A 12,497-nucleotide genomic window follows, 5' to 3' on the forward strand; every position below is an offset into this window, starting at 1 on the left:
TTCTAGGAAGCGCCGCATGTCGACGTAAGTGCCGTGCGACAGGCCGCACGAAACGCGGCACAGGCCGCTTGCTTCCTGCCCGGCCGTCCGCCCGCGTCTTGCAAAAAGGTCTACCATGCTCAATCCCGAACGCAGCCATGGAGAGCACTGCCATGCCGAACCTGAACGACCCCAGCCTGCTGCGCCAGCAGGCCTATCTCGGCGGCGCATGGGCCGACGCCGATGACGCTTCCACCATCACCGTCACCAACCCCGCCACCGGCGAGACGCTGGGCACCGTGCCGCACATGGGCGCCCTCGAGACGCGCCGCGCGATCGAAGCCGCCGGCAAGGCCTGGCCGGAATGGCGCCGCAAGAGCGCCAAGGAACGCGCCGCCGTCCTGCGCCGCTGGTACGAGCTGATGATGGAACACGCCGACGACCTGGCGCTCCTGATGACGCTCGAACAGGGCAAGCCCCTCGCCGAGTCCAGGGGCGAAGTCGGCTACGCCGCGTCCTTCTTCGAATGGTTCGCCGAACAGGGCAAGCGCATCGAGGGCGACATCCTGGAGCCGCCTTCCCCCAATCTGCGCATCCTCGTCACGAAAGAGCCGATCGGCGTCTGCGCCGCCATCACTCCCTGGAACTTCCCGGCCGCGATGATCACGCGGAAGGTGGCGCCCGCGCTGGCGGCAGGCTGTCCCATCGTACTGAAACCCGCCGAGCTGACGCCCTTCTCGGCCCTGGCGATGGCGGAACTGGGAGAGCGCGCCGGCGTGCCGAAAGGCGTGTTCTCGGTGCTGACGGGCGATTCGAAAGCCATCGGCGGCGAGCTGTGCGCCAACCCCACCGTGCGCAAGCTGAGCTTCACCGGTTCCACCCAGGTCGGGCGCCTGCTGATGGAGCAGTGCGCGCCGACGCTGAAAAAGCTGTCGCTGGAACTGGGCGGCAATGCCCCCTTCATCGTCTTCGACGACGCCGACATCGACGCCGCGGTCGAAGGCGCGATCGCCTCGAAATACCGGAACATGGGCCAGACCTGCGTGTGCGCGAACCGCATCTATGTGCAGGACGGGGTCTACGACGCCTTCGCTGAAAAGCTCGCCGCCGCCGTGGGCAAGCTCAAGGTCGGCAACGGCGTCGAGCCTGGCGTGAACCAGGGTCCGCTGATCGAAGAGAAGGCGGTGCGGAAGGTCGAGCAGCACATCGAGGACGCCGTGTCCAAGGGCGCCCGCGTGCTGGTGGGCGGCAAGCGCCACGCGCTCGGCCACACCTTCTTCGAGCCGACCATCCTGCTGGACGTGACGCCCGCGATGCGCCTGTCGAACGAGGAGACCTTCGGCCCGGTGGCGCCGCTCTTTCGTTTCAGGACGGAAGAGGAAGTCATCGAACTGGCCAACGCCAGCGAATACGGCCTGGCCTCCTATTTCTACGCGCGCGACATCAGGCGCGTGTGGCGCGTGGCGGAGCGGATCGAAAGCGGGATCGTCGGCGTGAACACGGGCCTGATTTCGAACGAGATCGCGCCCTTCGGCGGGGTGAAGCAGTCGGGCATGGGGCGCGAAGGATCGAAGTACGGCATGGACGATTACCTCGTCCTCAAGTACATCTGCCTGGGCGGCATGTAAGGCCGCATTCTGTCAGCCCCATTCCCCGAAACGCCGCATCCATTCCGCGATTCGGCGCACTGGTCGCAACAGGCCTGTGCGCCGCTTTCGCCCCTTCCTACAATCCGTCCCATTCGAACCGCAATCGCCATTCACGAAAGGGACACCATGAAAAAGCTCGGCCTCCTCCTCCCGCTGGTCCTCCTCACCGCCTGCGGCAGCACCAACAGCTACCTGGCGCAGAAGAACACCACCGTCGAGATGTACCACATCTTCGACTTCAAGACCGGCGCATCCACCGCCACGCTTGCCCGCGCCGCGACCGCAGGCCTGGGCCGCAACACCAACAGCGTCAATGCGAACACCCCGCTGCAGCTGGGCGCCGTGGTGCCGGAGACGCCTGGCCGCTTCACCATCACCGACCTCGGGGCAAAGCTGGGCAATACCGGCGTCGGACAGCTGATGCAGATGGCGGCAATGCAGAACGGCGGCGCCGGATTCAAGGCGGCGAATTGCGAAGGCGCGGCCTGGACCGCACGCGCGGTGCGCCACATCGCCGGCTCGAACAACCTGACCCTGTACGCCTGCCTGTACAAGTACAAGGCCGGCTACCAGCTGGACACCTATGCGGTGTTCCAGAAAACCGAAGGGGGACTCGAGCAGGTCTCGCGCGACCTCGCCAACCGCCTGGTCGGCACGCCCGAGGAATGGGTCAACAAGACGATCCGCGACATGGTGCGCAGCATCGAGACGGCGGCGCAGGCCAAGTCCAGCTATGTCGAGGGCATGCCGGAACTGGGACCGGAACCGGCCATCGCCGGGCTGGGCTCTTGACCCTCAGGCCTCGCCGCGGTCCTTGTACTCATGGTATTTGCGCGCGTCGCCGCGCACCTGCTCGGCCGGGTACTTGGCCCGGTTGAGCACCATCTTTTCTTCCACTGCCGCGAACAGGTCGACGTCCAGCTTGTCGGCCAGGCGCACGAGATAGACCAGCACGTCGGCCATCTCGTGGCGCACTTCAAGCAGCTTGGCCTCGCCCAGTTCTTCAGGACGGCCGTCCTTCAGCCACTGGAAATGCTCCAGCAGCTCGGCCGCCTCCACCGTCAGGGCCGAGGCCAGGTTCTTGGGCGTGTGGAACTGGTCCCAGTCGCGCTCGTCGACAAAGGTGCGGATGATGGCGCGCAGGCGCGCGAGATCACTGTCCGCGTCGTTCTTCACGCACCTGGTCCCCGTCAAGGTAACCGCTCAGGACGCGGTCCAGCTTGGGCGCGATCTCTTCGAACGAGCTGACCGTGATGCCGAGGTCGCGCAGCAGGCCGTCGTGCACGCCGTAGACCCAGCTGTGGATGGTGAGCGGCTGGCCGCGTTCCCAGGCGTCGCGCACGATGGTGGTCTGGGCCACGTTGATGACCTGCTCGGCCACGTTCAGTTCGACCAGGCGGTTGACGGCGGCCCGGCCAGCCACGTTGCCGAGGTATTTGCCGTGCTTGTCGCGCACGTCGCGCACGTGGCCGAGCCAGTTGTCGGCCAGGCCCACGCGCGCGCCGGTCAGCGCCGCGCCCACGCCCGAGCAGCCGTAGTGGCCGCACAGGATGATGTGCTTGACCTTCAGGACGTCGATCGCGAACTGCAGCACGGAGAGGGCGTTCAGGTCGGAGTGAGCGATCACGTTGGCGATGTTGCGGTGCACGAACAGTTCGCCCGGCGCCATGCCCAGCAGTTCATTGGCCGGCACGCGGCTGTCCGAGCAGCCGATCCACAGGTATTCCGGGGCCTGCTGTTCCGACAGCGCCTTGAAGAAGTTCGGGTCTTCGGCCACCATCGAGGCGGCCCATTTGCGGTTGCGTGCGAAGAGGTCTTCGGCGGTCACGCCCGTTGTCTTGTTGTCCAATTTTTCTCCCTGTGTGATGCGTACTGAATAGGCAAAGTATACCAGCCGGACGAAAAAAAACCGCCGAGGGCGTTGGCCGTCAGCGGTTTCTCGAGCGGCTTCTTATTCGAAGAAGTCCTTGACCTTGTCCATCCAGCCCTTGCTCTGCGGGCTGTGCTTGGCGCCGCCCTCGTTGGTCGAACGGTCGAACTCGCGCAGCAGGTCCTTCTGCTTGTCGGTCAGCTTGACCGGGGTCTCGACGACCACGTGGCAGAACAGGTCGCCGGTGTAGCCCGAGCGCACGCCCTTGATGCCCTTGCCCTTGAGGCGGAAGGTCTTGCCGGTCTGGGTGCCTTCGGGCACCGTGAACGAGACCTTGCCGGTGAGCGTGGGCACTTCGATCTCGCCGCCCAGCGCGGCTTTCGCGAAGGAGATCGGCATCTCACAGTGCAGGTCGTCGCCTTCGCGCTGGAACACGGCGTGCGGCTTGATGTGGATCTCGACGTAGAGGTCGCCCGACGGTCCGCCATTCGTGCCCGGCTCGCCGTTGCCGGTCGAGCGGATGCGCATGCCGTTGTCGATGCCGGCCGGGATCTTCACTTCCAGCGTCTTGTTGCGCTTGATGCGTCCGGCGCCGCCGCAGGCCGCGCACGGTTCCGGGATGATCTTGCCGCTGCCGTGGCACTTCGGGCAGGTCTGCTGGATGCTGAAGAAGCCCTGCTGCATGCGCACCTGGCCGTGGCCGGCGCAGGTGGTGCAGGTGACCGGCTGGGTGCCCGGCTTGGCGCCGCTGCCGTGGCAGGTGTCGCACTTGTCCCAGCTCGGCACGCGGATGGTGGTCTCGTAGCCGTGGGCCGCCTGTTCCAGCGTGATCTCGAGGTTGTAGCGCAGGTCGGCGCCGCGGTAGACCTGGGGTCCGCCGCCGCCGCGGCCACGGCCGCCGCCGAAGATGTCGCCGAAGATGTCGCCGAAGGCGTCGCCGAAACCGCCTGCGCCGAAGCCGCCTCCGCCGCCGCCCATGTTCGGATCGACGCCGGCATGACCGTAGCGGTCATAGGCCTCGCGTTTCTCCGGATTGGTCAGCATCTCGTAGGCTTCCTTGACCTCCTTGAACTTCTCCTCCGCTTCCTTGTTGTCCGGGTTGCGGTCGGGGTGGTACTTCATCGCGAGCTTGCGATAGGCCTTCTTGATGTCGTCTTCCGACGCGTTCTTGGCGACCCCGAGGATCTCGTAAAAATCACGCTTTGCCATTGGCGGCACCTTGCTTGTCTAGAAACGGTAATACGGCTTGTACTAATATGAATGCGGCAAAAAAACCGAGCCGGGGAACCAATCGGTCGCAGCGGCTCGGTGGTTCCGTGCTGCGGGGAGGGAGCCGAGCTCCCTGCCCGCCGGAGATTACTTCGCGTCTTTCACTTCCTTGAAGTCGGCGTCGACCACGTCGTCCTGCTGCGCCTGCTGGCCAGCGGACTCGGCGCCCGGCTGCTGGCCGCCTGCCGCACCGGCCTGCTGCGCCTGCATGTCGGCGTACATCTTCTCGCCCAGCTTCTGCGCCGCGCTCGACAGTGCCGAGGTCTTGGCGTCGATGTCGGCCTTGTCGCCCGACTTCAGCGCGCCTTCCAGGTCGGCGATCGCCGCTTCGATCTTCTCCTTCTCGCCGGCTTCCAGCTTGTCGCCGTACTCGGTCAGGGACTTTTTGGTCGAGTGCACCAGCGCGTCGCCCTGGTTGCGGGCTTCGGCCAGTTCCTTGACCTTCTTGTCCTCTTCCGCGTTCAGCTCGGCGTCCTTCACCATCTTCTGGATTTCTTCTTCCGACAGGCCCGAGTTGGCCTTGATGGTGATCTTGTTTTCCTTGCCGGTGGCCTTGTCCTTCGCGCCCACGTGCAGGATGCCGTTGGCGTCGATGTCGAAGGTCACTTCGATCTGCGGGGTGCCGCGCGGCGCCGGCGGGATGCCCTCGAGGTTGAATTCGCCCAGGCTCTTGTTGCCCGCTGCGATTTCACGCTCGCCCTGGTAGACCTTGATGGTCACGGCCGGCTGGTTGTCGTCGGCGGTCGAGAACACCTGCGAGAACTTGGTCGGGATCGTGGTGTTCTTGTGGATCATCTTGGTCATCACGCCGCCCAGGGTTTCGATACCCAGCGACAGCGGGGTCACGTCCAGCAGCAGCAGGTCCTTGCGCTCGCCCGACAGCACCGAGCCCTGGATGGCCGCGCCGACGGCGACGGCTTCGTCCGGGTTCACGTCCTTGCGCGGATCCTTGCCGAAGAATTCCTTCACTTTTTCCTGCACCTTCGGCATGCGGGTCATGCCGCCGACCAGGATGATGTCGTCGATGTCCGAGACCTTGATGCCGGCGTCCTTGATGGCGACGCGGCACGGCTCGATGGTCTTGGCGATCAGTTCCTCGACCAGGGCTTCCAGCTTGGCACGGGTGATCTTCAGGTTCAGGTGGACCGGCGCGCCGTTCGCCATCGCGATGTAGGGCTCGTTGATCTCGGTCTGCTGCGAGGACGACAGCTCGATCTTCGCGCGCTCGGCCGAAGCCTTGATGCGCTGCAGGGCGATCGGGTCTTTCGACAGGTCGAGGCCGTTGATCTTCTTGAACTCGTCGATGATGTAGTCGATCACGCGCTGGTCGAAGTCTTCGCCGCCCAGGAAGGTGTCGCCGTTGGTCGACAGCACTTCGAACTGCTTCTCGCCGTCCACGTCCGCGATCTCGATGATCGACACGTCGAAGGTGCCGCCGCCGAGGTCATACACGGCGATCTTGCGGTCGCCCTTGTCGGTCTTGTCCAGGCCGAATGCCAGCGCGGCCGCGGTCGGCTCGTTGATGATGCGCTTGACGTCCAGGCCCGCGATGCGGCCGGCGTCCTTGGTCGCCTGGCGCTGCGAGTCGTTGAAGTAGGCCGGCACGGTGATGACGGCTTCGGTCACTTCTTCGCCGAGGTAGTCTTCGGCGGTCTTCTTCATCTTGCGCAGGACTTCGGCCGAGATCTGCGGCGGCGCCAGCTTCTTGTCGCGCACGCCGACCCAGGCGTCGCCGTTGTCGGCCTTGGTGATCGCGTACGGCATCAGCGAGATGTCCTTCTGGACTTCCTTCTCGTCGAACTTGCGGCCGATCAGGCGCTTGACTGCGAACAGGGTGTTTTTCGGGTTGGTGACCGCCTGGCGCTTGGCCGGCGCGCCGACCAGGATCTCGCCGTCTTCCTGGTACGCGATGATCGACGGCGTGGTGCGCGCGCCTTCAGCGTTCTCGATGACTTTCGGCGTGCCGTTTTCCATGATGGCGACGCAGGAGTTGGTGGTCCCCAGGTCGATACCGATGATCTTGCCCATGATTTGTTTTCCTTTTAAATGCTGTAGTTTCGGATGGATTCGAATATTGGGAAAAACTGCGTGCTTTCAAGGGGAGCGGCGGCGATACTCAGCCGGCGCAACAATTCGCCCGTTCAGCGCGCCGTCAGACTTATTTCGGCGCAGCTGCCGTCACGATGGCCGGACGCAACAGGCGGTCGGCGATCATGTAGCCCTTCTGCAGCACGGCGACCACGGTATTGGCCTCCTGCTCGGACGGCACCACGGCCACGGCCTGGTGCTTGTTCGGGTCCAGCTTCTCGCCTGGCTGCGGCATCACTTCGACCAGGCGGTTCTTCTCGAACGCGGCGGTGAGCTGCTTGAGCGTCATTTCGACGCCTTCGCGGATCGCCTCCACGGTCTGGGTTTCGACTTTCAGTGCCATTTCCAGGCTGTCGCGCACCGGCACCATGGCCTCGGCGAAGCTTTCGATGGCAAATTTATGGGCCTTGCTCACGTCTTCCTGGGCGCGGCGGCGGATGTTTTCCGCGTCGGCCTTGGCGCGCATGAAAGCATCGTGGGTTTCGGCCAGCTTGGCTTCGGTGGCGCTCAGTTGGGCTTCCAGGTCCGATTGGGCCGACTGGGCCGACTCGGCGGCCGGGGGCACGCCGGCCTGGCCGGCGCTTGCCTGTGCGGCTTCATTGGCGGCAGAAGTGGCGGCATCGGCCTGGGCCTGCTGCTGGGACACCTCTTGGTTTTCTTGGTCTTGCATCGAAAAAACTCCTAGAATCAAGGACTTGGCTGAATTGACAACGTGTCCTGCCTGACACACAGCCCACCAGATGGGGCGATCTCCTACATTTTCAAGGGGTATTGCAGAGATACCAGCTGAAAAAGTGGAAATCATTTGTTACAAGATTTACGGTTTACCGCAATCATTTCCCGAGGAAAAGTCTTAACCTTCCTGTCAAGCTTGCAAAAGCATCGGGGAAACCATCATGAGACTTCAACTGATCAGTGGCGCCGTCGTGCTGTACACCCTCGCGGTGCTCGCGTGGCTGTGCTACGTCGGGATCAGTGCGTCGCCCTGGCATTCATAAACTTGGCGGTATTGGTTTTGTAGGGTGGACGGGTTTCCCGTCCGCGCGTTCAACTTCCGGAAGAGCAGACATATCGTCCATTCATGAGCTGGTTGAACGCGCGGTCGGCGAAGCCGACCACCCTACGGAACAGCGTTACTCCGCTATCACACAACCGTTTATTTTAACAGGTCGGCAACACTGGCCGGCGCGCCCAGCTGGGCCGCGTACTGTGCGCCCACCTGCGCGTCGCGCTTCTGGGCCGCGCGCTGGGCCGGGGTGAGGATGGTCGGCCAGCCGATCAGGTGCTGTTCGGCGATCTCGGCCAGGCCCGTGATCCAGGCCGGCGAATCGTTCAGGCAAGGGATGTAGTGGAATTCCTTGCCACCGGCGGCCTCGAAGTCGTGCCGCACTTCCATATTGATCTCTTCCAGGGTTTCCAGGCAGTCGCTGGTGAAGCCGGGACAGATCACGTCGATGCGCTCGAGGCCCTGGCGGGCCAGTTCCTGCACCGTGGGGGCGGTGTAGGGCTGCAACCATTCCGCCTTGCCGAAGCGAGACTGGAAGGTGACGATGTACTCGTCCGCGCCCATGCCCAGGGCCACGGCCAGCAGGCGCGCGGTCTTGTGGCATTCGCAGAAATAGGGGTCGCCCAGCAGCAGGGTTCGCTTCGGGATGCCATGGAAGCTCATCACCAGCTTCTGGCCGCGGCCATGGGTTTCCCAATACGACTCGACGCGCTCGCGCAGCGCCTCGATATAGCCCTCGTGGTCGTGGTAGTGCTTCACCAGGCGCAGTTCGGGCACGTTGCGGATCTTGCCGAAGTAGGCGTAGACGGCATCCCAGACCGAGGCCGTGGTGGTGCCGGAATACTGGGGATAGGCGGGCAGCACGACGATGCGCTCGACGTGCTCGGCTTTCAGCTGGTCGAGCACCTCGGGCAGCGAAGGCGAGCCATAGCGCATCGCCATCACCACCTTCACGTTTTCATGCTCGCGTTCCGCCAGCTGCTTCGCCAAAAGCGCAGCCTGCCTTGCGGTATGGACTTTGAGCGGCGAGCCTTCGCGGGTCCAGATGGTACGGTACTTGGCCGCCGACTGGCCCGAGCGGAAAGGCAGGATGAAGAAGTTCAGGATGAACCACCATACCTTCGAGGGGATTTCCACCACGCGCGGATCGGAAAGGAACTGCTTCAGGTAACGGCGCACGGCCTTGCGGCTGGGCTCGTCCGGAGTGCCGAGGTTGACCAGCACGATGGCGTTTCCGGGCACGGTACCGTGGGTGAAAGGCGGTTCTTTTCTGAATGGCATGAGCAAGGAAGGTGGAGAGGAAGCCGCTATTATAAATTGGCCTCCCCTCCCACCGCGCATGTGGAAGGCTTACAACAGCGGGTCAGTTCAAGTCGTCACGCGCAGACGGACGTCGATGTTGTTGCGCGTGGCGTTCGAATACGGGCAGACGATGTGGGCCTTGTCGACCAGTTGCTGCAGCTGCTGCTGGTCCATGCCCGGGCCGTTGACGGTGAGGTCGACCTCGATGCCGAAGCCGGTCGGGATCTGGCCGATGCCGACGTCGCCGGTGACGGTGAGATCTTGCGGCAGCGCCACCTTGGCCTGGCCCGCGACGAATTTCAGCGCGCCCAGGAAGCAGGCCGAATAGCCGGCTGCGAACAGCTGCTCGGGATTGGTGCCGGGACCGCCGCCGCCGCCGAGTTCCTTCGGGGTGCTCAGTTGCAGGTTCAGGACGCCATCGGAACTCTTCGAGCTGCCTTCACGGCCGCCTTGCGAGGTGGCCTGGGCGCGGTACAGCACTTTGTCGATGCTCATTTGGACTTCCTCCTGTGTTGTTGTGGACGGCTCCGCGGATGCGGAACGTTGGCTACTTTGCCACAGAACGGTGAAAGGAGGATGACGGTTGGGTGGCGATCACGACGCCAGCAACTCCCGCGCGTGCTTGCGCGTCGTCTCGGTGATCTCGATCCCGCCCAGCATGCGCGCCACTTCTTCCACCCGCGCGCGGCTGTCGAGCACGTCGATGCGCGAGACGGTGCGGCCTTCGCCCGTCGTGCCCTTGGCCACCTGGAAGTGCTGGTTGGCCTGGCTGGCCACCTGCGGCAGGTGGGTCACGCACAGCACCTGGCGCTGCTGGCCCAGGCGCTTGAGCAGGCGGCCGACCACTTCGGCCACGCCGCCGCCGATGCCGGTGTCGACTTCGTCGAAGATCAGGGTCGGCGTCGTGGTGGCATGGGCGGTGATCACGGCGATCGCCAGCGAGATGCGCGCCAGTTCGCCGCCCGATGCGACCTTGGCCAGCGGACGCGGCGCCACGCCCGTATGGCCGGCCACCAGGAATTCCACCTGCTCCAGGCCATGCGCGCCCGGCTCGCCTTCACCCAGCGCCACGGCGAAGCTGCCGCCGCTCATGCTCAGTTCCTGCATCGCGGCCGTCACCTGGCGGCCCAGCTCGACGGCCGCGGCGGCGCGGCGCTTGGACAGGCGGCGCGCCACGTCCATGTAGGCGGCCCTGGCCTTCTCTTCCTGCTTGCGCAGGCCTTCCAGGTCGCTGGCGTCGGCCAGCTGCTGCAGCCTGGCTTTCAGGGACGCGTGCTCTTCGTGCAGCTCTTCCGGCGTGGTGCGGAACTTGCGCGCGGCGCTGTGCAGCGCCTCCATGCGGGCGTCGACTTCGCGCAGGCGGTCCGGATCGAGCTCGACCTTGTCGATGTAGTTGTTGAGCGCGTACACCGCTTCCTGCAGCTGGATGCGGGCCGGCTCCATGCAATCGAGCACGGCCTGCAGCTGGGCATCGACGTCCACCAGCTTGCCGAGCTTGGAGTTCAGCGAGGACAGCTGGGACAGGATCGGGCTGTCCGATTCCGAGATCGCCTGCAGCGCTTCCTGGGCGCCGTCGAGCAGGCTGGCCGCGTGCGACAGGCGGCTGTGTTCGTTGCTGATCTCGGCCCACTCGCCGGCCTTCGGCGCGAGCTTGTCCAGTTCGCCGACCTGCCATTCGAGGCGCTCGCGCTCGAGCAGCACATTGCGCGCGTCGGTCTCGAATTCCTCGCGCTGGCGCACCAGGGCGCGCCAGGCCTTGTAGGCGGCCTGGGTCTGCAGCACGTCGGTGGTGGCTTCGGGATCGCGCACCGCGATCTGGTTGTCGAGCAGCGCGCGCTGGGCTTCGGTCTTGAGCAGCGACTGGTGCGCATGCTGGCCGTGGATGTCGACCAGCATCTCGCCCAGGTCGCGCAGCTGGGTGGCGGTGGCGCTGACGCCGTTGATCCAGGCCTTCGAGCGGCCGGCGTTGTCGATCACGCGGCGCACCAGGGCGGTGCCCTCTTCCGTCGTGATTTCGTTGGCCGCGAGCCAGGCGCGCGCCGTGGTCCCGAGCGTGAACTCGGCGGTGATGTCGGCCTTGGCCGCGCCTTCGCGCACCATGCTCGCGTCGCCGCGCCCGCCGAGCGCCAGTTGCAGCGCGTCGATCAGGATCGACTTGCCGGCGCCGGTCTCGCCGGTGAACACCGTGAAGCCGTTCGAGAACTCGAGTTCGATCGTGTCGACGATGACGAAGTCACGGATGGTAAGTGTGCGCAGCATGAAAAATCGGGTCTCCTGTCGTGGCTCGATGCTCGGTTTAGATGAGCTTGCCTTCGTTGGTCGGGTATTCGTTCCAGTGCAGCTTTTCACGCAGCGTATGGTAATAGCTCCAGCCGCGCGGATGCAGGAAGGTGATCGTATGCGGCGAGCGCGAGATGACGATGCGGTCGCCCAGCTGCAGGCTCGTAAACGTCTGCATGTCGAAGTTGACGCTGATGTCGCGTCCCGCGACCAGCTCGACCACGATCTCGCTCGATTCCGGCACCACGATCGGACGGTTCGACAGCGCGTGCGGCGCGATCGGCACCAGGGTCACGCCCTGCAGGCGCGGATGCAGCAGCGGACCGCCGGCCGACAGCGCATAGGCCGTGGAGCCGGTCGGCGTCGAGACGATCAGGCCGTCCGAACGCTGGTTGTACATGAATTCGCCGTCCACCGTGACGCTCAGCTCGACCATGCCGGCGCCGGTGCCGCGCGCCACCACCACGTCGTTGAAGGCGACGCTGCAATAGATCTCGGCGCCGTCGCGCACCACCCGCGCTTCGAGCAGGGTGCGCTCCTCGGCCTGCACGTGGCGGCCCTTGAGGATCTCGTCCAGGGCCGGGACCATGCGGTCGATCGGGATGTCGGTGATGAAGCCCAGGCGGCCGGAGTTGATGCCGATCAGCGGGATGTCGTACCTGGCGAGCTGGCGCGCGATGCCCAGCATGGTGCCGTCGCCGCCCATGACCACCGCGTAGTCGGCGCGTTCGCCGATCCCGGCCACGCTCATGGCCTCGGCGCCGCCGATCCCCAGGCTGCCCAGGTAGGCGGCGGTGTCGGCCTCGAACACCACGCGGTAGCCCGATTCGCCCAGGTAGTCGACCAGCCGCTTCACGGGCTCGTCGATGCCGGGGGTGTTCTGCCGCACCACGAGCGCGATGATTTGTTGCGTTTCAGGCGTCACAGGCATGGTATCGGATGGTTGGTAGGGAGCAGCGAGATTAACCGATTATCCCTGCGTCTGCCATATCGGCCCCGGCGGGCGCTCGGTAAATGACTGTACAAATAAACAGTATAAGGGAGCGCCGCGCCA

General features: G+C 64.9%; 11 protein-coding genes. 2 read left to right on the plus strand and 9 right to left on the minus strand.

Annotation, left to right across the window (positions count from 1 at the left end; translation table 11 throughout):
- Positions 1-152 precede the first annotated feature (152 nt).
- Both NX780_RS06505 and NX780_RS06510 read left to right on the plus strand, forming a co-directional pair.
- Positions 153-1,607, plus strand: coding sequence for an NAD-dependent succinate-semialdehyde dehydrogenase (locus NX780_RS06505; RefSeq protein ID WP_258827035.1), 1,455 nt, complete (start codon positions 153-155; stop codon positions 1,605-1,607).
- 147 nt (positions 1,608-1,754) lie between these two features.
- Positions 1,755-2,420 carry a hypothetical protein gene (locus NX780_RS06510; protein WP_258827036.1) on the plus strand — a complete coding sequence of 222 codons (666 nt, stop codon included), beginning with the start codon at positions 1,755-1,757 and terminating at the stop codon, positions 2,418-2,420.
- Between the two features lie 3 nt (positions 2,421-2,423).
- Here the strand turns inward: NX780_RS06510 and NX780_RS06515 are convergent, their stop codons facing one another.
- The 9 genes from NX780_RS06515 to NX780_RS06555 all read right to left on the minus strand — a co-directional run bounded on the left by NX780_RS06515 (position 2,424) and on the right by NX780_RS06555 (position 12,374).
- Positions 2,424-2,804, minus strand: coding sequence for a nucleotide pyrophosphohydrolase (locus tag NX780_RS06515; protein WP_258827037.1), 381 nt, complete (start codon positions 2,802-2,804; stop codon positions 2,424-2,426).
- Complete coding sequence (can, locus tag NX780_RS06520) at positions 2,782-3,477, minus strand: carbonate dehydratase (RefSeq protein ID WP_258827038.1); 696 nt, start codon at positions 3,475-3,477, stop codon at positions 2,782-2,784. Before can ends, NX780_RS06515 begins: the two co-directional genes overlap by 23 nt.
- 102 nt (positions 3,478-3,579) lie before the next feature.
- Positions 3,580-4,707 carry a molecular chaperone DnaJ gene (gene dnaJ / locus NX780_RS06525; protein WP_258827039.1) on the minus strand — a complete coding sequence of 376 codons (1,128 nt, stop codon included), beginning with the start codon at positions 4,705-4,707 and terminating at the stop codon, positions 3,580-3,582.
- A 147-nt stretch (positions 4,708-4,854) separates the two neighbouring features.
- Positions 4,855-6,795, minus strand: coding sequence for a molecular chaperone DnaK (dnaK, locus tag NX780_RS06530; RefSeq protein ID WP_258827040.1), 1,941 nt, complete (start codon positions 6,793-6,795; stop codon positions 4,855-4,857).
- 130 nt (positions 6,796-6,925) lie between these two features.
- Positions 6,926-7,525 (minus strand): nucleotide exchange factor GrpE, encoded by a 600-nt coding sequence (gene grpE, locus NX780_RS06535; protein WP_258827041.1) that lies wholly within the window; start codon positions 7,523-7,525, stop codon positions 6,926-6,928.
- A gap of 486 nt (positions 7,526-8,011) precedes the next feature.
- On the minus strand, positions 8,012-9,142 hold the full coding sequence (hemH, locus tag NX780_RS06540; RefSeq protein WP_258827042.1) for a ferrochelatase: 1,131 nt from the start codon (positions 9,140-9,142) through the stop codon (positions 8,012-8,014).
- Between the two features lie 87 nt (positions 9,143-9,229).
- Entirely contained in the window at positions 9,230-9,658 is a 429-nt protein-coding gene (locus tag NX780_RS06545; protein WP_258827043.1) for an organic hydroperoxide resistance protein, read from the minus strand.
- Positions 9,659-9,757: 99 nt separating this feature from the next.
- Positions 9,758-11,422: a DNA repair protein RecN gene (gene recN / locus NX780_RS06550; protein ID WP_258827044.1), complete on the minus strand. Its 1,665-nt coding sequence runs from the start codon at positions 11,420-11,422 to the stop codon at positions 9,758-9,760.
- A 37-nt stretch (positions 11,423-11,459) separates the two neighbouring features.
- Positions 11,460-12,374, minus strand: a complete 915-nt coding sequence (locus tag NX780_RS06555; protein ID WP_258827045.1) for an NAD kinase — start codon at positions 12,372-12,374, stop codon at positions 11,460-11,462.
- Between the last annotated feature and the right edge of the window lie 123 nt (positions 12,375-12,497).

Origin of the sequence: Massilia agri, from assembly GCF_024753255.1 — a bacterium.
Classification (GTDB): domain Bacteria; phylum Pseudomonadota; class Gammaproteobacteria; order Burkholderiales; family Burkholderiaceae_D; genus Telluria; species Telluria agri.